Raw genomic sequence first — 21,080 nt, 5'->3', positions numbered from 1 at the left:
ATGCCGTCCCCCGTCCCGAAACTGCCGGTTAGCCTCGCGGCCAATCCAAAGCTGTCGTCCTGGGTGCGGTTCAGCGGCGAAGGCGGTGTCGCAATTTCGCCCGGCAAGGTCGAGATCGGCCAGGGCATCGTCACGGCGCTGGCGCAGATCGCCGCGGACGAGCTCGACGTCGATATCGGCAGGATCGAGCTGATCCGCGCCTCGACGGCGACCAGCCCGAACGAGGGCGTCACCTCGGGCAGCCTTTCGGTCCAGCAGTCCGGCCGCGCGCTGCGACACGTCTGCGCCGAGGTCCGCCAGCGCTTCCTCGCAGCTGCATCGGAGCGTCTCGGCGTCGATGCGGCGCTGCTCGATATCGATGACGGCACGATCTCGGGTCCCGGCAATGTCAGGACCAGCTATTGGGAGCTGGCTGGCGACGTCTCGCTCGACCGCGACGCCACCGCGGGTGTCGTGGCGAAGCCCGCTGCCACACGCGGTGTCGCCGGACATTCGGTCCAGCGGGTCGACATTCCCGACAAGGTGTTCGCGCGACCGCGCTTCATTCACGATCGCGCACTGCCGGACCTGGCACACGGCCGCGTGCTGCGGCCTGACATCTCGGGTGCCAGACTGATCGCGCTCGACGAGACGGCGGCGCGCGCCGTTCCCGGTCTCGTCGCGATCGTCCGCGACGGCGGCTTTGCCGGCGTGGTTGCCGATACCGAGGCTGCGGCGGAAGCCGCACTGAAAGCCTTGCGCAAGGGCGCAGCCTGGTCGGCCGGCGAGCTGTTGCCCAACGAAGACGATCTTGCAGGCTTTCTGAAGAGCCAGCCGGTCGAAACCACCGTCATCGACACCAGAGCAGCGTCAACGACGAAGAAAGCTGCGCGCACCCTCCGCCTGCAATACACCCGTCCCTACATCGCACACGCCTCGATCGCGCCGTCCTGCGCCATGGCGCAATGGGACGGCGAGCGTGTCCATGTCTGGACCCACAGCCAGGGCGTCTATCTGCTGCGCGCCGATCTTGCGATCGTGCTCGAGCTGCCGGCCGAGAACATCGTCGTCGAGCATATGGAGGGGGCCGGCTGCTACGGGCACAATGCGGCCGACGACGTCGCGCTCGATGCCGTGTTGCTGGCGAAAGCCGCCGGCGGCCGCCCGGTGCGGGTGCAGTGGTCGCGCCATGACGAGATGTCTCATGCGCCGTTCGGCGCAGCGATGGCCATCGAGATCGAGGCCGACCTCGATGCGGACAGCGAGATCGTCGGCTGGCGCCATGCAATCTGGAGCAACGGCCATGCCGCGCGCCCGGGACGCGCGGCGCAGCCGGCGCTGCTTGCGGCGACCGAGATCGCGAACCCCTACCCGCGCATGATCTCGACGAATCCACCGGCCGCCAATGGCGGGGGCGGCGACCGCAACTCCGTTCCACTCTACGACCTCCCGGCCTGGACCATCACGAGCCACCGGGTGCTGACGATGCCGGTGCGCACGTCGGCACTGCGGACCCTGGGCGGGCAAGGCAATGTGTTCGCGATCGAATCCGTACTCGACGAGATCGCGGTCCTGCGCGGCGAGGACCCGATCGCGTTTCGCCTGCGTCATCTCCGCGACGAGCGCGCCAGCGACGTCATCCGCGCCGCGGCACGGCGCGCGCAGTGGAAACCGCAAAAACAGTCTGGCATCGGCTATGGCGTCGGCTTCGCCCGCTACAAGAACACAGGCGCCTATTGCGCCGCGATCGCGGAGATCGAAGGCAACGACGACATCCGTGTCAGGCGGTTGACGCTTGCGGTCGACGTCGGCGAAGCCATCAATCCGGACGGCGTCATCAACCAGATCGAGGGCGGTGCGATCCAGGCCACGAGCTGGGTCCTGAAGGAGCGCGTGCGCTTCGATTGCACGCACATCACGTCGACATCTTGGACGGACTATCCGATCCTGACCTTCAGAGAGGTGCCGGCGGTGGATGTCGAAATCATCCAGCGGCCGGAGATCGAGCCGGTGGGCGCCGGCGAAGCCGCGCACGGCCCCGTGACGGCGGCGATCGCCAATGCGGTCTACGACTGCCTCGGCGTGCGCGTGCGCGACCTGCCGATCACGCGCGATAGGATCATCGCAGCCATGGAGCTTGCATCGTGACGACAGTGACCATTTTGAGCGGCGGCGCGGCGCAAGGCCTGGTGCGCGGCCTCGGCGAGCCCTTCAAGACGCAGACCGGCCTCAGCATCGACGGCGAGTTCGGCGCGGTCGGCATCATGGCCGACAAGCTGCGCGCGGGGACGCCGGCCGATCTCGTGATCCTGACGCAGGCCCTCCTTGCGAAGCTCGCCGCGGAGAGGCTCGTCGTCCCCTCCTCGATCGCAGATATCGGCCGGGTCGAGACCGCGCTGGCGGTCCGTAACCGCGATCCGAAAGTCACGGTGAAGACTGAGGCCGATCTCCGCGAGGTGCTGCGATCCGCGGATGCCATCTACGTTCCGGACACCAAAGCCTCGACCGCGGGACAGCATGTCGCCAAAGTGCTGGATCAACTTGGGATCGCCTATGAGGTCGCATCGCGTCTCAAGATCTTTCCTAACGGAGCGACCGCGATGCGGGAGCTTGCTGATTCCACCGCAACTCAGCCGATCGGATGCACCCAGGCGACCGAGATCATCGCGACCGACGGCATCGCGCTGTCAGGATCGCTGCCGCCGGGCTGCGAGCTCGTGACGATGTACACGGCTGGCGTGACGGCGCGGGCCGCACATCCGACAGAAGCGGCCGCGCTTATCGCTCTATTGACCGGCGCAGACCGGAAGGAGCTGCGCCGGAGCATGGGCTTTACCGGCTAGGTGCCGACGGCCGCCTTATTTGTGCAACTGGGTGAGACCGGTCGGCGGCCCATCGACGGCGGTCCAGCCGCCGTCGACGAACAGCGTGCTGCCGCTGACATAGCTCGCGGCATCAGAAGCAAGATAGGCGACCGCCGTCGCGACCTCGTCGGCGCTGCTCCAGCGGTTGAACACGGTATGGCCGGCATAGAGATTGTAGATATCGGGCCGCTGCTTGAACGGGCCGGTCAGCGCGGTCTCCGCAATGCTCGGCGCGATCGCGTTGACGCGGACGCCGGCGTGGCCGACCTCTGAAGCAAAACCCTTCACCAGCAGGCCGATCGCCGCCTTGGTCGAGCCATAGACGCCAAGACCGGGCTCGATGGTCACCGCGCGCACCGAGGAGCAGGCGATGATGCTGCCGCCCTTCTGCTCGACCATGATGCGGCCGAAGGCCTGGAAGAACCAGACGGTGCCCTTGATGTTGAGGTTGAGGACGCGGTCGAGATCCTCCTCGGTGTAGTCGAGGATGGTCTTGCGGATGTTGAGCCCGGGCGTCGTCACGGCGATGTCGAGCCGCGAGAATTTCTGCATGACGATCTTGGCGAGCGCATTGACGTCCGCAGCACTCGCGGCGTCGCAGCTAGCTGCTTCCGCCCAGCCGCCCTTGTCGCGAATTCCGGCTGCCGTCGCCTCGGCGGCGTCAAGCGCACGATCTGCGCAAACGACGCGGGCGCCGAGCCCGGCCAGCGCCTCGGCCGACGATTTGCCGATGCCCGAGGCGGCGCCGAGCACCACGGCGGTCTTGCCGGTGAGATCGAAGAGCTTGCGATAGTCAGTCACGAACGGATTCTCCCTGTTGCTGCTATCCCTTGTAGCCCATCAGCAGGCGGGGCAGCCACAGCGAGAACGCGGGGACGTAGGTCACGAACATCAGAGCTGCGATCAGGGCAGCATAGAACGGCAGGATGGTGCGCATCACCGCACCCACCGAGATGCCGCCGATGGCGCAGCCCACGAATTGCGTCGTTCCGACCGGCGGGGTGTTCAGCCCCAGCGCGCAGTTGATCAGCATCAGCATGCCGAACTGCACCGGATCCATGCCCGCCTTCATCGCGATCGGCAGGAAGATCGGGGTGCAGATCAGGATGGTCGCCGCCATGTCCATGAACGTGCCGAGCACGAACAGGATGACGTTGATGAGCAGGAAGATGACCCAGGGCTGCGAGGACACCCTGCTCATCAAGTCACCGGCGAAGTCGGCGACCTCGTAGAGCCCCATCAGATACTGGAACATGGTGGAGACGCCGATCAGCAGCAGCACCACGCCCGTCGTCTTCACGGCCTTGGCGGCAGCCCGCAGGAAGTTCGGCAGGGTCATGGTGCGGTAGATGAAGAAGGTCAGCAGGATCGTGTAGGTGACCGCGACGGCAGCGGACTCAGTTGCGGTGAAGACACCGGACAGGATGCCCGCCAGGATGATGCCGACGATCAGAAGTCCGGGCAGCGCGGCTGCGAACGAGCGGAAAACCTCGGCCCAGCCCGGGAACTTGCCGGCCGGATAGCCGCGCTTCACCGCGACCGCGTAGGCGGCGACCAGCATGCACACCATCAGCACGATCGCCGGCAGAAGTCCGGCGGCGATCAGCGCGCCGATCGAGACCTTGCCGCCGGCAGCGAGCGCATAGATGATCATGTTGTGGCTGGTCGGCATCAGCGCTCCGACCAGCGAAGCGTGGGTGGTGACGTTGACGGCGTAGTCGGTGTCGAACCCTTCCTTTTTCATCATCGGGATCATCACCGCGCCCATCGCCGACACGTCGGCCACGGGCGAGCCGGAGACGCCGCCGAACAGCGTGCAGGCGACCACGTTCGACATGCCGAGCCCGCCGCGGATGTGCCCAACGAGATTCTTGGCGAGCTGCACGATCTTGTCGGCGACGCCGCCATGCAGCATGAGCTCACCGCTGAAGACGAAGAACGGAATGGCGAGGAAGGAGAAGATGTTCATCCCCGACATCATCTGCTGGAAGATGACTGCGACCGGCAGGCCTTCGTAGAGGATGGTGCAGATCGCGGAGAGACCGATCGCGAAGGCAACGGGTACGCCGAGGATCAGGAAGCCGAAGAAGGTTGCGCCGAGAATGATCAGTTCCATGAGGGGACGACCTCTTCGCCGCGTAGGAGCGCAATGATGTGCTCGATTGAAAAGGAGACGATCAGGACGCCGGAGGCGATCAGCGGGACGTAGCGGATGACCTCGGGGAGCCCGAGATTGGGGATCTTCACGGTTCCGACCGACGCTCCGAGGATCCAGCCGTTATAGGCCATCGCAATGCCGAACAGCGCGACCAGAACGTGGATCACGAGCTCGATCTTCTCTCGCAGATGATCCGGAAGCATCACCAGCAAACTGTCCATGCCGATGTGTCCGGCGTCGCGAACGCCAACGGCGGCGCCGATCAGCGTGACATACAGGATCAGGACCAGCGCAAGGTTCTCCGTCCAGGTCGGGCTGGAATTGAGCACGTAACGTCCGAACACCTGGTAGAACACGATGGTGACGATGACGAGCAGGCCGGTCACGGACAGATACATGCCGAGGCGAGCAACGACGGCATTGATCCGCGACAGCAAGCCGGTCGACGGTCGGCCGGTTACCTCCTGCTCGTGGCTTGCGACATGTGGGTCTGTCATCGGCGTCTCCTTGCGGGGGTCCGGCGCCGCCTCGCGGCGACGCCGGACCCGACGCTGTGGCCCTACTTCGTGTCCTGGATCCGCTTGACGAGGCCCTTCAGCTTCTCGTCGCCGGCGAACTTGTCGTACACCGGCTTCATCGCATCGACGAATTCCGCTTTGTTGGCGATCGTTACGACCTGCACGCCGGCCGCCTCGACGGTCTTGCGGGAGGCCTGCTCACGCTCGTCCCAGAGCTTGCGCATGACGGGCACCGATTCCTTGGCCGCCTTGCGGACCATCGCCTGATCCTCCTTGCTCAACGTGTCCCAGACCGTCTTGGACATCACGAGAACTTCCGGCGCGAGCGAGTGCTCGGTGACGTTGTAGAACTTGGCGGCCTCGAAGTGACGCGAGGATTCGTAGGACGGCCAGTTGTTCTCGGCGGCGTCCACGAGGCCGGTCTTGAGCGCGGTATAGACCTCGCCATACGGCATCGGTGTCGGGTTGGCGCCGAGGCTCTGGATCATGCCGACCCAGAGGTCGGACTGCTGGACGCGGATCTTCAGGCCCTTGAGGTCGGCGAGCGATTTGACCGGCGCCTTGACGGTGTAAATGGACCGGGCGCCGCTGTCGTAATAGGCAAGGCCGATCAGGCCCGCGGGCGCCATGGACGCCAGGATTTCGTCGCCGATCGGACCATCGAGAACCGTGCGCATGTGCTGCGTGTCCCGGAACACGAAGGGCAGGCACAACGCGATGGTCTCGGGCACGAAGTTGTTCAGCGGCGATGCGTTGATCCGCATCATGTCGAGCGCGCCGATCTTCAGCTGCTCGATGGTGTCCTTCTCCGAGCCCAGGGCTCCGTTGGGAAACACCTTCACACCGAGCTTGCCGCCGCTCGCGGCTGCGAGCTGCTTGCCCATGAACTTGACGGCTTCGACGGTCGGATAATCGGCGGGGTGGATGTCGGCCGAGCGGAAATCGCGTGCGGTCGCCAGCGGCGCTGAGACCGCCAGTACGGCGGCTGCGATGATGCCGGTGAGTGTCTTCATCTGGGGCTTCCTCCTGAGTTAATTATGTCGTTGTCGGGCCGATGCTGCAGGCCGCCTTGGGTCGCTCCACTTCGGGTGTAAAGTCAAGCGTTGCAAACGCACCACCTTGGTAGGATTGCGCGGCGGAGTCGAGCGGATTTGACTGGTGAACGATCACGGCGAGGAAAGGTGCGAGCTTCATCGCGCCCTCTCCGGCGGGGACTTGCGCGGCAGGTGCCGGCTTCCCTTTAATCCCGCCTCGCCGTCGGCCAATGCCGGACGCGAGGTGACGATGCTCGTCATATCCATGGACGTTCCTCTGGTTTTAGAATCGACCGCTATTGGTTGCGGCTTGGAGGTGCAGACGTGACGGTCGCCCCATCCTTGCGATGCGCGCTGATCAGCGCGATGTCGCCAACGTCGTCCCTAGGGCGGGCGGCATTCTGAGTCCAAGCCAAATCCGGCATCGATCAATGCTGGAGTTGCATCGATCGATCATGCATCACTTCGAGGGCGCGATCGACGAATGCCCCGTTTTTCCGAAATCGCCTGCACCGGGGCGTTACTTGACGCCAGAGGTAGAGCCCGCCCAAGATGCGCCGAAACGGAACATCGCGAGGGAAATGCCCATGCCGCGGAAGCTGATCGATATTTCCGTGCCGCTCAGAAACGACGTGACGGCCGATCCGCCGGGCAATCACCCGACGATCCAGTATATTGATCACCAGCAGGGCCTGCCCCGCATGCTGCAGTTCTTCGACGGCCTCAAGGCGGAGGATTTGCCGGATGGCCAGGGCTGGGCGGTCGAGCAGGTCTCGCTGTCCACCCACAACGGCACGCATCTCGACGCGCCCTGGCACTTCCACCCGACCATGAATCGCGGCGAGCGGTCATGGACGATCGACGAGGTGCCGCTCGAATGGTGCCTGCAGCCCGGCGTGAAGCTCGACTTCCGCCACCTGGCCGATGGGTACGTGGTGACTGCCGACGACGTCGAGAAGGAGCTGAAACGGATCGGGCACACGCTGTCGCCGCTGGAGATCGTGGTCGTCAACACCAGCGCCGGCGCCAAATTCGGCCAGGCCGATTACGTCAACTCCGGCTGCGGCATGGGCTATGAGGCCACCATGTACCTGCTTGAACGCGGTGTGCGGCTGACCGGCACCGACGGCTGGAGCTGGGACGCGCCGTTCGTCTACACCGCGAAGAAATATGCCGAAACAAAAGATGCCGGCCTGATCTGGGAAGGTCACAAGGCGGGACGACACATCGGCTATTGCCATCTCGAGAAGCTGCACAATCTCGACAAGCTGCCGTCGACTGGATTCACGGTCTCATGCTTCCCGGTGAAGATCGAGCGAGCGTCCGCAGGGTGGACCCGAGCGGTCGCCATCGTCGACAATCAGGTCTGAGGCCTCACTCGCCGTCCAGGCCGCTCGCGGCGAGGTCGCGCAACGCATCGGTATCCAGCACGACGATGGCGCCGTGCTCGAGACGGACCCAGTTGCGGCCGGCCCAGGCGCGCAATTGCTTGTTGATGCTCTCGCGCGTCATCCCCACCATCTCGCTGATCTCCTGCTGCGTGATGGCGAGCGTGCCGCTGCCGGAGTCGAACTTGCGCTCTTCGGTGAGACCGAGCAGCGCGCTCGCAAGCCGGCCCGGCAGATTTTGCAGGATCACCTGCTCGACCTGCTGGCTGGTCCAGCGCAGGCGCGCGCAGAGCAGCTCGATGAACTTCATCGCTAGCGCCGGCTGGCTCTTCACGAATGGCAGGAAGTCGCGGCGGTCGATGATGTAGAGTTCGCAATTGGTGTTGGCAGTCGCGTCGGCCGAGCGCGGCGCGCCATCGAGAACCGCGATCTCGCCAAAGATTTCTCCCGGACCGATCAGATTGAGAATAGCGTTCCTTCCATCCGGCGACGAAGAGGAAATCTTCACTGTTCCCGTGATCACCGCGAACAGGTTGTTGCCGGGATCGCCCTTGGCGGCGATCGTCGCACCGCGCTTCACCGTGGTGTGCTTGGCATAGCGGCAGAGCTGATCGAGCGCATCTGGCTCCAGATCCGCGAAGATCGGGTGCTTGCGCAGGACCGATAATTTGTTGCCCGCCGCTTGTCGGGGGTCGCCGGTCTTGTCCTGAGGCACGCCGCTCGGCTCCTAAGACTGCGAGGCACTGGAGTTCCTGCGTAGTCAACGTTAGCAGGCTTTTCAACCGGAAAGCATGTGCACGGTTTGAGCCAAATACGGCGAAAATGCCGCGGTCGGGCGCCAAGGCGGCATCCGGGGGATGAGCCAATGTGTCCCGGTCGATGCAGAGTTGCAGCTATCGCGCGCACCATTGCGTTGAGGCGCTGCCGAACGGCCGCGAGCTGGCCGTGGAAGCCTCCGCGGCAAGCACGGTAAAACGCGATTGTGATCTCGGGACCGTCAGTGCTTGGCGTCCGAATCGGGGCGACCTGCGCTGGTTTGCCGGTCTGCCCATGCCAAGGCCCCGGCGAATGTGACAAAAACGACCACGACAGCGATCGTCACCAGCAGTGCGTCAGTCGGCATGATGCCCTCCCCTGTTATTTTGGGCATTATTGGCGGCGCACGACCGCCGTCATTGATTGGGATCAAAATTGGCGAGCGCCGGATCAGGCCGCAGCCAAGGCCTCGACCTTCGCCGGATCGAGCAGGCTGATGCCGCCATGAACGATCTCGATCACCCCATGTCGCTCCAGCTTGGTGAAGGTGCGACTGACGGTTTCGATGGTCAGGCCGAGATAATCGGCAATGTCCTGACGACTCATCGGCAGCTGAACCGTGTCCGACGCCCCCTTCAGCGAGAATAGCCGCTCGCGCCAGGCGAGCAGAAACGTCGCGACTTTCTCGTCCGCCGATCGGCGGCCGAGCAGGACCATGTGGTCGCGCGCCTGGCTCAACTCGCGAATCGCCAGCTCGTTGATCCGCCTGAGGAGGTGCGGCCGGCTCTCGACGAAGCGGCCGAAGGGCGCCTTCGCGAACTGGCACACTGTGACGCCACCGATCGCATCGGCCGAAAAATTGTGACGGCCGGAAATATTCATCCCCAGGAAATCGCCTGGTAACGCGAATCCCACGATCTGCCGCCGACCGTCGGGCAACAGCTTGTAGAGCCGCATGACGCCGTCGAGGAGATTGTAGAACGAGGTCGTGCTGTCCTCCTCGGAGAAGACGGTCTCGCCCCCGTCAAAGAGGACGCGGCGCCCCAGATGCTCGAATTCCCTGAGCTCGGCCGGGTCCAGCGACGAGCACACCGCGAAGTCGCGGACCGCACAATCGCGACAGAAATGCCCGTTCGGCTCAATCGTCACCACGGAAGCCTTCATCTACCGCTCCAAGCACCGGCTGCCCCGCATCAGGCCGAGCCCACCGCGCGGGCTGCATTTTACTGCACTGCGCCAAAGCCGATTGACCCAGATCAATTTTGGCGGGCATGGCCGTCTTGTGCTGTTGCTAGACCGCCTGCACCGTCCAGCCGATCAGCTCCTTTGCAATGCGGGCGAAAGCTGTGTCGAACGCTGCGACCGCCGCGGCCGGCTCGACCTTGTCAAGCGTCTCGCTGGTCTCGACGAGGCGCGACGCCACCACTTTGCCGTTCTTGTCGACGATGCGTGCCGACAGTCCGATCTCGACCCGAGCCTCGCCTTCCGTGGCGATCCGGAAGCGCCTGATGTCGATCAGGAGCTGGTAGTCCGCCTGCCCGAGATCGCTCGTGCGCAAGGGCGCGTGGGCGATGTCGTAATTCTCAAAGCTGTCGATCAGCCGCGCCTGCACCAGTTTTGGAATGCTGTCGGCCCAGAGGAATTCCGCAAAACCCGGATTATCCCCGCTGGGTGCAAACAACATCCGCTGGGTCTGGAGCATCGCGACCGCGGTCGGCTCGGGAATCGCCAGTGACGCCGAAAGCGTCTTGCCGGCCGGCCCAAGATTCTGCGGCGTGCGCAGGTCGTAGGTGATCTTCTGCGCCGGCGTCCCGCCGCCGGTCATCTTTTCGAGGCCTGCCAGAATACCGTCGATTTTGCCGGTGTTGCGCGCGAGCCCGTCGGAGAATGTCTTGAGGTTCGCGATAGTGTCCTTCAGCGGACCGGAATTGTCCTCCAGCACGGTGTCGACCCGTCGCAGCGCATCGCGCGCAGCCTGCGTCATGCTCTGGCCTGCACCGGCCTCGGCGATCAGGGTCACGGGCTCGCCGGCCTTGGCAACGATCATGCCGCCCTCCAGCGTCACCACCGGCACGCCGGTCAGCCCCTGGAAATCGAGCCCGACCTTCGTGTCGGTACGCACGGGTGTCGTCGAGGCAACCGAGATCGTCGCATTGACGAAGCGCGGATTATCCGGCGCGAGGCCGATCTGCGTCACCTCGCCGACCCGGATGCCGTTGAACAGCACACCGGCACCGACCAGCAGGCCCGGCACCGGCCCCTGGAATTGCACATGATAGTTTGCGCGCGGCCCGATGCCGCCTGTGTTGTTCAGCCAATAGACGAAGCCGAACACCGCGAGGATAGCGGCCAGCACGAAGCTGCCGATCAGCACGTAGGGAGCGCGGGTTTCCATGTCTCATCTCATCTCGTGTTGCAGCATCTGAGAGCGCTTGCCGTGGAAATAGGCGCGCACCCAGGGATGCTCGGATTGCAGCAATTCGCGCATCGGGCCGATCGCCACGATCTTGCCGTCGGCGAGCGCGGCGACGCGGTCGCAGACCGTGGTGAGGCTCGCAAGATCATGGGTGACCATGAACACGGTGAGGCCGAGGGTCTTCTGCAGCGTCCCGATCAGCGCGTCAAAATCGCCGGCGGCGATCGGGTCGAGACCGGAGGTCGGCTCGTCCAGGAACAGGATCGGCGGATCGAGTGCAAGTGCGCGGGCTAGCGCCACGCGTTTGGTCATGCCGCCCGAGAGCTCCGACGGATATTTGTCGGCGTCCTGCGCTCGCAACCCGACCATCTCGAGCTTGGCGATGGCGATCTCGTCCATCAGCTCCTGCGACAGCACGAGATTTTCGCGGAGCGGAAACTGCACGTTTTGACGTACCGTCAGCGAGGAGAACAGCGCACCTTGCTGGAACAAAATGCCCCACGTCGTGGCCGCGCCTTCGGTGCGGCCACCGATCGGCCGTCCCATGACTTCGATGCTCCCGCCCTGGCGCGGGATCAGGCCGATGATGGTGCGCATCAAGACCGACTTGCCGCCGCCGGAGGCACCGACGAGCCCGAGGATCTCGCCTCGGCGGACGTCGAGCGACAGATGGTCGAGCACGGTCTGGCGGCCGAAGCCGACCACGAGGTCGCGAACGCGGATCGCGAATACCTCTTGCGATTCGTCCATCGTCACATTCCGATCGAAGCGAAGAAGATCGCGAATAAGCCGTCGAGCACGATCACCAGGAAGATCGATTTCACCACCGACGTGGTCGTCTGCCGCCCGAGCGATTCCGCGCTGCCCTTCACACGCAATCCTTCGCTGCAGGCGACGATCCCGATCACCAGAGCCATGAAGGGCGCCTTCAGGATGCCGACCTCGAAATGGGTGACGGAGATGGCCTCATGCAGCCGCGCGATGTAGATCGCCGGTGCCATCCCGCCGTAGAACTGCGCAACCAGTCCTCCGCCATAGAGCGCCGCAACCGCCCCAATGAACGCGAGGATCGGCAGCGCGATGACGAGGGCTGCCACTCGCGGCAATATCAGGACATGGACGGGATCGAGGCCCATGGTCGAGAGCGCGTCGATCTCCTCGCGCATCTTCATCGAGCCGAGCTCGGCCGTGTACGCGCTCCCCGACCGGCCGGCGACCATGATGGCGACGATCAGCACACCCAGCTCGCGCAGCACCAGGATGCCGACCATGTCGACAGTGTAGGACTCCGCACCGAACCTGCGGAAATGAAAGAACCCCTGCTGGGCGATGATGGCACCGATCAGGAAGGTAATGAGAACGACAATCGGAATGGCCTGCCAGCCGATCCGGTAGAGCTGATAGACAAGCGATGTCAGCCGCAGCGAGCGTGGCCGGCGCAGCACGCCGATCACGGCGATGAACAATGCACCCAGCATTTGAAGAAAGATCGTGACGTCTTCGCGCGCGCCAACCGTAGATTTGCCGAGATCGCCGAGCCTGAGCAGAATCGGGTTTGGCGCGGCCGCAACCGCCGGGGGGTGGCGGTTGACCTGACGCACCTCATCCATCAGGCCGCTGAAATGATCGGCAACGCCGACGAATTCGGCCGATCTGCCGGATGATGCGGCCCGTCGCGACAGCTTCTCCAACACCCAGGCGCCGAGCGTGTCGAGCGCGCTGACGCCGGACATGTCCAGCGTCACGGCACTGGATCGATCGACATCCGCTCCGACCGATCGGGACAGCGTTTCGAGCGCCGACACATTGGCTGCCGTCCACGGCCCTTCCGGGCGCAATTTCAGCACATCGCCGGAGGGCGTTGCCAGCAACAGCGGTTCGGAGTTCACGCTTCCACCTCATCGGGACAATTGGTCCCCATTCAGCCGCCACTTCTAGGCCAGCATGTGGCGGCCGGGTTGACCTGTCTCAACACCAGGGCCACGCGCCGTCCCTTGACGCAAATCAAGCGCGGCCGCGCCGCCGGGCCTTAGGGTCGCTTCCATTCAAGGGAGTTCTCAAATCCATGTTCAACAGCGACAGGATGAGCGAAGAACTGCGAGCGCTGAAGGTTGACGTCACGCGTCTGCTGAGCACCGCAGGCGAAGAGATGTTCGACAGCTCGAAAGACCGGGCCGAGGCTCTGGCCGATCAGATCAAGGCCGCGCTTGCCGAGCTCGGAGAAACCGTCAGCGACGAGCAGGAGCAGCTTCAGCGCCTCATTGTGGAACGCCCGGTCACATCGCTCGCCTCCGCTTTCGCACTCGGCGTCGTCGTCGGCGTCATGCTGAGGAGACACTAAGTGAATACCGAGAATGTCGTCAAACATCTGCGCGTGCTGTGGCGCGCGGACAGGATCATCGCGGACATCAAGCTGCGCCATCTGTTGATCGGTCTCGGCCTGCGGGCCTTCGCGGCCCTGATCGCGACATTCGGGCTCCTGATGCTGGAGCTGTCGGCCTATTTCGCGCTGGTCCAGATCTGGAGCGCAATTGCGGCGGCTGCCATCCTCGGCACCGTCAATTTCGCCATCGCGGCGGTTCTCTTCGTCGTTGCCGGCCGTCCTCCATCCGGCCGCGACATCGAGCTCGCCAATGAAATTCACGGCGCATCCATCGAAGCCTTGCAGCTCGAGGCGCGGGCGCTCCAGGCCCAGGTGTCAGGCGCGGTCCATCATCCGCTCAGCACGATTGTGCCGGTGCTGGTGCCGCTGATCGCGATCATCGTCAAGAGTCTGCGGAAAACGGCCACGGAATCCGCCGCATCGCGCGAAGCGCACTCGTGATCGGAACGCTCAGAGCTTGAGCCTGACGTCACAGAGGTCGGGCTCGGTCGAATCCGGCTTCACGTCGAAGCCGAGCTGGCGGCACATCTCAAGCATTGTGGTGTTCTCCCTGAGAACATCACCCGAGATGGTCTTCAGCCCCTCCGATCTCGCATAGTCGATGATCAACTGCATCAACGCCCATCCGAGCCCCCTGCCCTTGAGGTCGGAGCGCAGCAGGATCGCATATTCGCCGCTCTCATAGACCGAGTCCGAATGGAGCCGGACCACGCCGACCATCTCGCCGGTCGCTTCGTCGAATGCGATGAAGGCCATTGCGCGGGCATAATCGAGCTGGGTCAGGCGCGCGATGAACTCGTGGGTGAACTCCTTCATCGGCGCGAAGAAGCGCAGGCGGAGGTCGTGCGCCGTGACGTGACGCAGGAATTCGTGGATGGTCGGCTCGTCCTCGGGACGCAGGGGCCGTACGAAGATGCGCCAGTCATCCTTGAGCGCCAGGCGGCGCTCCCACTGCGACGGATAGGCCCGGACGGCGAAATTGGCCGGGCCGGAGCCGGCGAATTTGCGCTGCGGCGGCTCCACCGCGACGCGGGCGTCGACCGCGGTCACGCCGGTCTCGTCCGCAAGCAGTGGGTTGATGTCGAATTCACGGATCTCGGGAAGGTCGGCGGCCATCTGGGCGAGCTTGACCAACACCATCGCGACGGCGTCCGGCTCGACCGCGGGTACGTCGCGATAGGCCTGCAGCAGCCGTGATACGCGCGTGCGGCCGATCAGGTCGCGGGCGAGTTGCAGATCGAGCGGCGGAAGCGCCAGTGCCTTGTCGTTGATGATCTCGACCGCCGTCCCGCCCCGGCCGAAGACGACAACGGTGCCAAAGGTGGGATCGTCGGCAAGACCCAGGATCAGCTCGCGCGCCTTCGCCTTGACGACCATCGCCTGCACGATGACGCCCTCGATGCGGGCTTCGGGACGGAGCTTCCTCGCCCGCGCGAGAATGTCGGTGGCAGCCGCGCGCACGGCCTCCGGCGTGGTCAGATTGAGGACGACGCCGCCGACGTCCGACTTGTGGACGATGTCGCGCGACATGATCTTCAGCACGACTGTGACGCCCTGCGCGAACATCTCGCTGGCGTAGGCGACAGCCTGCTCGACATCGGTTGCAGCACGGGTCGGTACCATCGCGATGTCATAGGCTCCGAGCAGGTGCTTGATCTCGATGGGCTCGAGCCATTTGCGGCCGTCCGCGATCGCAGCGGCGACGATCTGCCTGGCAGCCCGGGCGTCAGGCACGAACGTGTCGGGCATCGCGGGAGGAACCTGGCTCAGCTCCTCTACGACCTCGCGATGCCTCACGAGATGCATGAAGCCGCGCACCGCATCATCTTCGGTCGGATAATTCGGAATGCCCGCGCCGGAGAGCGCCTGAACGATGTTCTGATCGGCTCCAACCCAAGCCGCCAGCACGGGCTTCGCCCATCGACGCTGCTTCTCGCGATATTTGCCGACGAGCTCCGTCACGGTCGCGGCGATGTCGGCCGCCGGGGCGATCGCGGTCTGCACGTTGAGGACGAGGACGGCATCATTATCAGGGTCTGCGAGCAGCACCTCCAGCGCCGCCGCGTACCGCGATGCATCGGCATCACCGACGATGTCGACGGGATTTGCACCGGACCAGGTCGGCGGCAGCACTGCATCGAGGCTCTTGCGCGTCTCAGCCGAGATGGATGCCGGGATTCCACCAAGGTCCACCAACCGATCCACGGCCAGGACACCGATGCCGCCGCCATTGGTGAGGATGGCGAGACGCTTTCCCGCCGGCGGTTCGACGCGACCGAGTGTCTCGGCGCAATCGAACAGCTCGCGCAGATCGGAGACCCGCAGGACGCCCGCACGGCGGAACGCGGCATCATAGACGGCGTCGGCGCCGGCGAGCGCGCCCGTATGGGTTGCCGCCGCTTTGGCACCCTGCGCCATGCGGCCGGACTTCACCACGACGACCGGCTTCACGCGCGCCGCGGCCCGTGCCGCCGACATGAACTTGCGCGCGTCCTTGATGGCTTCGATATAAAGCAGGATCGCGCGGGTCTTGGGGTCCATCGCGAAATGGTCGAGCAGGTCGGCAATATCGACATCGATCTGATCGCCGATCGTGACAATTCCGGAGAACCCGACGCCGCGCTGCGCAGCCCAATCCACCATTCCGGCCGCGATCGCGCCGGATTGCGAGATCAGCGCGAGGTTGCCCGCCCCCGGCATGTGCGCGGCAAAGCTGGCATTGAGGCTGACGCCGGGCATCATGATGCCGAGGCAGTTCGGCCCAATCAGCCGCATGCCGTATTTGCGTGCCGCCGCGATCGCGGCCTCGTGCAGGGACCCAGGTCCGTGACCGAGGCCCGCCGAGACGATCAGCGCGCCGGCCGAGCCACGACGTCCGGCCTGGTCGATAATACCGGGGACCTCGCGCGCCGGCGCGGTGATGACCACGAGCTCGGGCACGAAGTCCAGCCTGTCCAGACTGCCCACCGCGGCGATGCCGCCGATCTCGGCATGGCGCGGATTGACGAGGCCGAACCGACCCTTGAATTCGGCCTTGTGAATATTCTCAAGAACGGCGCGGCCGACGGAGACCGGGCGGGCGCTCGCGCCGACAAGCGCAACCGAACGCGGCGACAGCAGATTCTTCAAGCGATAGGTTGACATGAAAGCAAATGCGCCCGGTCGGTGGCGGTTCCGATGGTTGGCGATCAGGCCGATAAACTGGCGATGCGCCTAGTGCGAGATAATAACCCAGCACGGCGGCTGGCCAATGACGGTCTTTGTCACACCACCCCAGACGATCTCGTTCAGGCGTGAATGATGGTAGGCGCCCATCACGATCGCATCCATGGCATGGGAATTCGCCCAGCTCCCGAGCACCTTGCCGATCGAGCTGCCGCCGCCCTTCGTCGTTTCGAACGAGGCGTAGACCCCGTGTTCCCTCAGATGGTCGACGAGCGCGGTTCCGGATTGCACGAAGGCATCGGTCTTGTCGTCCGCCACCGTGACCACCCGGGCGGATGAAGCAGCCTGAAGAATGGGCAGCGCGTCGCCGACGGCCCGCGCGGCACGGGCGGAGTGATCCCAGGCGATCATGACGTTCTCGAACTCCGGTCGCAGCTCGTCCACATGCTGTTCCGGGCAGAGCAGCAGCGGCCGGCCGGATTCGAACAGGAGCGTTTCGATGATGCGTTCCGTTTGACTGTCATGCGGCCTCACGGGGACCAACGTCAGATCGCTGAAGCGCGCATGCTCGGCCAGGATCGACGCCATCTGGTCCGCCGGCACCTTACCCGATCGGCTTTGGGCACGAATGTTGGCGCGGGAGGCTGCATTGGTGAAGGCATTGAGGAGTTGCTGCACGTCGCTGAGCTCACGCGAACCGCTCGCCTCCGGGGGATCCAAATCGCCAGGGATGATGACCTTCGGCCGCACGAAAACATCTTCCTCGAGCGCGAGCGCGGTGATCCTGGCGCCGAGGTCGGCGGCGACAGCCACGCATGTCGCGATCGCGGCGAGGGCCGGTCCGCGCGGTTGGCCGACAAGCGGCAGAAAGACATCCTTGATGGGCATCGGGATTCTCCTTACCGGTTAGGATAAGCCACCTTTCGCCGGGAAGCTTGATCCTCCTCAAGGCGGGAACACCGCGCAGCCAGCCGACGACAGGCTTTGACCGATGTCAAGGACTGGCCCCGATCCGCCTCTAAGGATTAGCCTGCTGCCTCACCGCTGACGCATCTGGAAATGCCTGCTGAGATGACAGACGATTCTGCAATCCAGGAACGGGTCTTCGAAGCTCTAAACGCGCGTCCTGGCGTAAAGCGGATCGACACCCACGCAGCGTCGGTGTTTCTCGACGGAACGCGCGCCCTGAAGATCAAGCGGGCTGTCAAGTTTCCATTCCTCGACTATTCGACGCTCGAAAAGCGCGAGGCGGCCTGCGAAGAGGAGATCAGGATCAACCGGCCGCTCGCGCCGCAAATCTATCACCGCGTCGTGGCGATCACGGAGGAACCGGATGGATCGATCGAGATCGACGGTGGCGGCCGGCCGATCGAGTATGCGGTCGACATGTCCCGCTTCGACGAAAACCGGACGCTGGACCATGTGGCAAAAGCCGGCCCGCTGGATGCAGAGCTCGCTGCGGCCATCGCGGATGCGATCGCAGCATCGCATGCGAGGGCGCCCGTCGCGGATGGCGCCGCATGGATTGCCTCCATTCCTGCGCTGATCGATGGCAACAGCACCGGGCTGCGCAGCGGTGGCCATTTCGAAGCAGCAGAGGTTGATCAGCTTGACAAAGCCTCACACCGGGCATTCCTGCGCGTCCGCGCTACACTGGAAGAACGCGCGCGCCACGGTTTCGTGCGCCGCTGTCACGGCGACTTGCATCTTGCCAATATCGTGCTGATCGACCGGCAGCCTGTCCTGTTCGACGCGATCGAATTCGACGCGCAGATGGCGACTGTGGACGTGCTCTACGATCTTGCGTTCACGCTGATGGACCTGCTGCGCCATGACCAGTCGGCCACGGCCAATGCCGTCCTGAACCAGTATCTGATGACGGCGCCCGACGAAACGCTCGACGCCCTGGCGGCGCTGCCACTGTTCATGTCCATGCGCGCCGCGATCCGTGCGCAGGTGGCGCTGGCGCGACTGAGGCGGCTTGATGCCGACGGCCCCGGCACTCTCGACGAGGCGCGCCGCTATTTCGAGCTCGCCCGGGCTTTGATTCATCCCCCCGCCCCTCGCCTGATCGCGGTTGGCGGACTGTCGGGCACCGGCAAATCCGTGCTCGCCCGCGCGCTGGCGCCCGTCGTGGCGCCACATCCGGGCGCCGTCGTGCTGCGCAGCGACGTCATTCGCAAGCAGCTGTTTCAGGTGGGACACACCGAACGGCTACCGCCGTCCACGTACCGGCCTGACGTGACGGCGCGCGTCTACGGGGTGCTGATGCAGCGCGCCCGGCAGGTTCTGGCGCAAGGCCACTCGGCAATCGTCGACGCCGTCTTTGCGCGCGAGACCGAGCGAGACGAGATGGCCGCCCTGGCACGCGAGTGCAGCGTACCGCTCAATGGACTATTCCTCGTCGCCGACCTCGCCACCCGCCAGGCGCGAATCGGCGGCCGCCGGGGCGACGCGTCCGACGCCACGCAAGAGGTTGCCGCGCAGCAAGAGCACTATAATATCGGCCATGTCGGTTGGGCGACCATCGATGCATCCGGGACACAAGCGCAGACGCTCCAGAATTGCCGGGACGTAATCGCTGAGGGCAAATAAGGCAATCTGATTGGCGCGGGCTAGGATGGCGCGACCCACCACGAGTTCGATGGCGACCGCTCGCGCCAAGCCTGCGGCGCGGCGCAATGTTCTGCCCGGCCGCCTCAGCCCCGGCATGGCCTGCGACACCGCGTTCCGGATTATCGCCCGCCGCCACCTCGATGCCGTCCTCGCCCAGCACGATGGCACCTGCCACGGCGATCCCGAGGCGCTGCATCAGATCCGGATCGCACTGACGCATCTGCGCACCGCCATCCGCTTCTTCTCGCCCATGGTCGACGATGCCCTGCGGCCGAATGTCTGGGCCGAACTGAAATGGCTGAACAGCCAGCTCGGCATGGTGCGCGACCTAGACGTGGCGATCGAGCGGGTTATCGCCGAAAGCGGAGGCGAGCTTGACGTGATCGCCGAGCTTCAGCATTGGGACGAGAAGCGCGCCGAGAGCCACCGCCTGCTGGCGCGCGCGCTGCAATCGGCGCGGTATCGCCGTCTTGTCGAGCAGACCTCCGCCTGGATCGAGAGCGGTCCTTGGTCGACCCGGCGCAGCAAGGAGGCCATCCGATTGCGCCGCTGCCCGCTTGCCGACCACGCGACGGCGCAGCTCACGGAATGGGAAACGACGCTGCTCAGGAAGGCGCGGAAACTGCGCAAGCTCGACGTCGGAAAACGGCACAAGCTGCGGCTCCTCAACAAGCGGCTGACCTATTCGATCGAATCGCTAGAGGATTTGTTTGCAGACGAATCGCTGACCAAACAGAAGTCGATCCTCAAGCAATTGCGCAAGGCGCAGAAGTCCCTCGGGCAATTGAACGACGATGCGCGAGGGCAAACCCTGGCAGCATCACTGAACGAGGCCGTCCCCGAGGCGGGCATTCGCTTCCTCAACCGGAAGCGCCAAAAGAAGCTGTTGCGGACCGCCACGAACGCTTACCGGAAACTGGACAAGGCCAAGCCGTTCCGCTCCTCCGACCTCGCCCCGAATGCAGAGCCCGAAGATTAGGTGCGGACCAGCTTGACTTGGGTCAAATCAGCTTCCTGCCGGTGACCTAAGCTCCACACATCGATATTCGTGTGAACTTGCGGAGCTTCCCCATGCGCGCCCACCAGATCATGACCCGCTCGGTCATCTCGGTTGCCCCCCACACCAGCATCGTCGAGGCGGCAAACATCATGCTGAAGCGGCACGTCAGCGGCCTCACCGTGGTCGACGATGCCGGCAAGCTGGTCGGCGTGGTCTCCGAGGGGGATTTCGTCCGCCGCAGCGAAATCGGCACCGGGCGCAAGCGAGGCCGCTGGCTGCGGTTCATCCTCGGCCCCGGCAAATCCGCCAGCGATTTCGTCCACGAACATGGCCGCAAGGTCTCGGAGGTGATGACCGACTCGGTCGTGACCATCACCGAGGATACGGCGCTCGCGGAGATCGTCGATCTCATGGAACGGAACAACGTCAAGCGGCTGCCGGTGGTGCGCGGCGACAAGGTCGTCGGCATCGTCTCGCGCGCCAATCTATTGCAGGCGGTGGCGGGGCTCGCCCGCGAGGTACCGGATCCGACGGCCGACGACGATCACATTCGAGGCCGTATCATCGACACCATGGAGAAAAACGACTGGTGCCCGTTCGGACTGAACGTCATCGTCCGGGACGGCATCGTTCATCTGAGCGGCGTCATCACTGAGGAACGCGCGCGTCAGGCCGCCGTCGTTGCGGCGGAGAACGTCGAGGGCGTCAAGAAGGTGCACGACCATCTGTGCTGGGTCGACACCGTATCGGGCGTCTATCTGAATTCGCCCGAGGACGACGATCTCGCCAGGGCAAGCTAGGCG

21 protein-coding genes are annotated in these 21,080 nt (G+C 64.6%); 8 read left to right on the top strand and 13 right to left on the bottom strand.

Going from position 1 to position 21,080, the window contains the following annotated elements; translation table 11 throughout:
* Both ABIB99_RS26215 and ABIB99_RS26210 read left to right on the top strand, forming a co-directional pair.
* Window positions 1–2,127, top strand: coding sequence for a xanthine dehydrogenase family protein molybdopterin-binding subunit (locus ABIB99_RS26215; protein ID WP_208089506.1), 2,127 nt, complete (start codon window positions 1–3; stop codon window positions 2,125–2,127).
* Window positions 2,124–2,822 (top strand): molybdate ABC transporter substrate-binding protein, encoded by a 699-nt coding sequence (locus tag ABIB99_RS26210; protein ID WP_208087829.1) that lies wholly within the window; start codon window positions 2,124–2,126, stop codon window positions 2,820–2,822. Before ABIB99_RS26215 ends, ABIB99_RS26210 begins: the two co-directional genes overlap by 4 nt.
* A 15-nt stretch (window positions 2,823–2,837) precedes the next feature.
* On the opposite strand, the gene ABIB99_RS26205 is transcribed toward ABIB99_RS26210, so the two are convergent.
* The 5 genes from ABIB99_RS26205 to ABIB99_RS26185 form a co-directional block, all read right to left on the bottom strand.
* The gene (locus tag ABIB99_RS26205; RefSeq protein WP_247303232.1) at window positions 2,838–3,644 is read right to left on the bottom strand and encodes an SDR family NAD(P)-dependent oxidoreductase; all 807 of its coding nucleotides are present in this window, start codon (window positions 3,642–3,644) and stop codon (window positions 2,838–2,840) included.
* 22 nt (window positions 3,645–3,666) lie between these two features.
* Window positions 3,667–4,959 carry a TRAP transporter large permease gene (locus tag ABIB99_RS26200; RefSeq protein ID WP_208087830.1) on the bottom strand — a complete coding sequence of 431 codons (1,293 nt, stop codon included), beginning with the start codon at window positions 4,957–4,959 and terminating at the stop codon, window positions 3,667–3,669.
* Window positions 4,950–5,498: a TRAP transporter small permease gene (locus ABIB99_RS26195; protein WP_208087831.1), complete on the bottom strand. Its 549-nt coding sequence runs from the start codon at window positions 5,496–5,498 to the stop codon at window positions 4,950–4,952. Before ABIB99_RS26195 ends, ABIB99_RS26200 begins: the two co-directional genes overlap by 10 nt.
* A gap of 62 nt (window positions 5,499–5,560) precedes the next feature.
* Window positions 5,561–6,532, bottom strand: a complete 972-nt coding sequence (locus tag ABIB99_RS26190; RefSeq protein WP_071911867.1) for a TRAP transporter substrate-binding protein — start codon at window positions 6,530–6,532, stop codon at window positions 5,561–5,563.
* Between the two features lie 22 nt (window positions 6,533–6,554).
* The gene (locus tag ABIB99_RS26185) at window positions 6,555–6,713 is read right to left on the bottom strand and encodes a hypothetical protein (RefSeq protein ID WP_208087832.1); all 159 of its coding nucleotides are present in this window, start codon (window positions 6,711–6,713) and stop codon (window positions 6,555–6,557) included.
* A gap of 427 nt (window positions 6,714–7,140) precedes the next feature.
* Between ABIB99_RS26185 and ABIB99_RS26180 the strand changes: the two genes are divergently transcribed.
* On the top strand, window positions 7,141–7,923 hold the full coding sequence (locus ABIB99_RS26180; RefSeq protein WP_071917324.1) for a cyclase family protein: 783 nt from the start codon (window positions 7,141–7,143) through the stop codon (window positions 7,921–7,923).
* A gap of 4 nt (window positions 7,924–7,927) precedes the next feature.
* On the opposite strand, the gene ABIB99_RS26175 is transcribed toward ABIB99_RS26180, so the two are convergent.
* The 6 genes from ABIB99_RS26175 to ABIB99_RS26150 form a co-directional block, all read right to left on the bottom strand.
* Window positions 7,928–8,656, bottom strand: coding sequence for a Crp/Fnr family transcriptional regulator (locus ABIB99_RS26175; protein WP_028149678.1), 729 nt, complete (start codon window positions 8,654–8,656; stop codon window positions 7,928–7,930).
* 282 nt (window positions 8,657–8,938) lie between these two features.
* Complete coding sequence (locus ABIB99_RS26170) at window positions 8,939–9,064, bottom strand: hypothetical protein (RefSeq protein WP_256461316.1); 126 nt, start codon at window positions 9,062–9,064, stop codon at window positions 8,939–8,941.
* A gap of 83 nt (window positions 9,065–9,147) precedes the next feature.
* Window positions 9,148–9,861 (bottom strand): helix-turn-helix domain-containing protein, encoded by a 714-nt coding sequence (locus ABIB99_RS26165; protein ID WP_208087833.1) that lies wholly within the window; start codon window positions 9,859–9,861, stop codon window positions 9,148–9,150.
* Window positions 9,862–9,988: 127 nt separating this feature from the next.
* Window positions 9,989–11,092 (bottom strand): ABC-type transport auxiliary lipoprotein family protein, encoded by a 1,104-nt coding sequence (locus ABIB99_RS26160; RefSeq protein WP_208087834.1) that lies wholly within the window; start codon window positions 11,090–11,092, stop codon window positions 9,989–9,991.
* A gap of 3 nt (window positions 11,093–11,095) precedes the next feature.
* On the bottom strand, window positions 11,096–11,863 hold the full coding sequence (locus tag ABIB99_RS26155) for an ABC transporter ATP-binding protein (protein ID WP_208087835.1): 768 nt from the start codon (window positions 11,861–11,863) through the stop codon (window positions 11,096–11,098).
* Window positions 11,864–11,865: 2 nt separating this feature from the next.
* Complete coding sequence (locus ABIB99_RS26150; RefSeq protein ID WP_208087836.1) at window positions 11,866–13,002, bottom strand: ABC transporter permease; 1,137 nt, start codon at window positions 13,000–13,002, stop codon at window positions 11,866–11,868.
* A 176-nt stretch (window positions 13,003–13,178) separates the two neighbouring features.
* Between ABIB99_RS26150 and ABIB99_RS26145 the strand changes: the two genes are divergently transcribed.
* Both ABIB99_RS26145 and ABIB99_RS26140 read left to right on the top strand, forming a co-directional pair.
* The gene (locus tag ABIB99_RS26145; protein WP_208087837.1) at window positions 13,179–13,454 is read left to right on the top strand and encodes a hypothetical protein; all 276 of its coding nucleotides are present in this window, start codon (window positions 13,179–13,181) and stop codon (window positions 13,452–13,454) included.
* Window positions 13,455–13,937 carry a phage holin family protein gene (locus tag ABIB99_RS26140; protein ID WP_208087838.1) on the top strand — a complete coding sequence of 161 codons (483 nt, stop codon included), beginning with the start codon at window positions 13,455–13,457 and terminating at the stop codon, window positions 13,935–13,937.
* A 9-nt stretch (window positions 13,938–13,946) separates the two neighbouring features.
* Here ABIB99_RS26140 and ABIB99_RS26135 read toward each other — a convergent pair whose 3' ends face one another.
* Both ABIB99_RS26135 and ABIB99_RS26130 read right to left on the bottom strand, forming a co-directional pair.
* Window positions 13,947–16,640: a bifunctional acetate--CoA ligase family protein/GNAT family N-acetyltransferase gene (locus tag ABIB99_RS26135; RefSeq protein ID WP_208087839.1), complete on the bottom strand. Its 2,694-nt coding sequence runs from the start codon at window positions 16,638–16,640 to the stop codon at window positions 13,947–13,949.
* 69 nt (window positions 16,641–16,709) lie between these two features.
* Window positions 16,710–17,549 (bottom strand): universal stress protein, encoded by an 840-nt coding sequence (locus ABIB99_RS26130; RefSeq protein WP_354178091.1) that lies wholly within the window; start codon window positions 17,547–17,549, stop codon window positions 16,710–16,712.
* Window positions 17,550–17,732: 183 nt separating this feature from the next.
* Between ABIB99_RS26130 and ABIB99_RS26125 the strand changes: the two genes are divergently transcribed.
* The 3 genes from ABIB99_RS26125 (at window position 17,733) to ABIB99_RS26115 (ending at window position 21,077) form a co-directional block, all read left to right on the top strand.
* Complete coding sequence (locus ABIB99_RS26125; RefSeq protein WP_354178089.1) at window positions 17,733–19,256, top strand: bifunctional aminoglycoside phosphotransferase/ATP-binding protein; 1,524 nt, start codon at window positions 17,733–17,735, stop codon at window positions 19,254–19,256.
* A 25-nt stretch (window positions 19,257–19,281) separates the two neighbouring features.
* The gene (locus tag ABIB99_RS26120) at window positions 19,282–20,256 is read left to right on the top strand and encodes a CHAD domain-containing protein (RefSeq protein WP_354178087.1); all 975 of its coding nucleotides are present in this window, start codon (window positions 19,282–19,284) and stop codon (window positions 20,254–20,256) included.
* A 92-nt stretch (window positions 20,257–20,348) separates the two neighbouring features.
* Window positions 20,349–21,077 (top strand): CBS domain-containing protein, encoded by a 729-nt coding sequence (locus ABIB99_RS26115; protein WP_071911847.1) that lies wholly within the window; start codon window positions 20,349–20,351, stop codon window positions 21,075–21,077.
* Window positions 21,078–21,080: the final 3 nt, after the last annotated feature.

The organism is Bradyrhizobium sp. LA6.1 (assembly GCF_040547805.1).
GTDB lineage: Bacteria > Pseudomonadota > Alphaproteobacteria > Rhizobiales > Xanthobacteraceae > Bradyrhizobium > Bradyrhizobium barranii.
Note: the sequence above shows the minus strand (reverse complement) of the source record. Positions and strands in the feature narration are given on the sequence as shown.

Coding starts and splice junctions, on each gene's coding strand:
- ABIB99_RS26215 (WP_208089506.1), top strand. CDS start 1: ATGCCGTCCCCCGTCCCGAAACTGCCGGTTAGCCTCGCGGCCAATCCA.
- ABIB99_RS26170 (WP_256461316.1), bottom strand. CDS start 9,064: ATGCCGACTGACGCACTGCTGGTGACGATCGCTGTCGTGGTCGTTTTT.
- ABIB99_RS26115 (WP_071911847.1), top strand. CDS start 20,349: ATGCGCGCCCACCAGATCATGACCCGCTCGGTCATCTCGGTTGCCCCC.
- ABIB99_RS26130 (WP_354178091.1), bottom strand. CDS start 17,549: ATGCCCATCAAGGATGTCTTTCTGCCGCTTGTCGGCCAACCGCGCGGA.
- ABIB99_RS26160 (WP_208087834.1), bottom strand. CDS start 11,092: ATGGAAACCCGCGCTCCCTACGTGCTGATCGGCAGCTTCGTGCTGGCC.
- ABIB99_RS26185 (WP_208087832.1), bottom strand. CDS start 6,713: ATGAAGCTCGCACCTTTCCTCGCCGTGATCGTTCACCAGTCAAATCCG.
- ABIB99_RS26135 (WP_208087839.1), bottom strand. CDS start 16,640: ATGTCAACCTATCGCTTGAAGAATCTGCTGTCGCCGCGTTCGGTTGCG.
- ABIB99_RS26145 (WP_208087837.1), top strand. CDS start 13,179: ATGTTCAACAGCGACAGGATGAGCGAAGAACTGCGAGCGCTGAAGGTT.
- ABIB99_RS26200 (WP_208087830.1), bottom strand. CDS start 4,959: ATGGAACTGATCATTCTCGGCGCAACCTTCTTCGGCTTCCTGATCCTC.
- ABIB99_RS26155 (WP_208087835.1), bottom strand. CDS start 11,863: ATGGACGAATCGCAAGAGGTATTCGCGATCCGCGTTCGCGACCTCGTG.
- ABIB99_RS26120 (WP_354178087.1), top strand. CDS start 19,282: ATGGCGCGACCCACCACGAGTTCGATGGCGACCGCTCGCGCCAAGCCT.
- ABIB99_RS26165 (WP_208087833.1), bottom strand. CDS start 9,861: ATGAAGGCTTCCGTGGTGACGATTGAGCCGAACGGGCATTTCTGTCGC.
- ABIB99_RS26190 (WP_071911867.1), bottom strand. CDS start 6,532: ATGAAGACACTCACCGGCATCATCGCAGCCGCCGTACTGGCGGTCTCA.
- ABIB99_RS26195 (WP_208087831.1), bottom strand. CDS start 5,498: ATGACAGACCCACATGTCGCAAGCCACGAGCAGGAGGTAACCGGCCGA.
- ABIB99_RS26125 (WP_354178089.1), top strand. CDS start 17,733: ATGACAGACGATTCTGCAATCCAGGAACGGGTCTTCGAAGCTCTAAAC.
- ABIB99_RS26180 (WP_071917324.1), top strand. CDS start 7,141: ATGCCGCGGAAGCTGATCGATATTTCCGTGCCGCTCAGAAACGACGTG.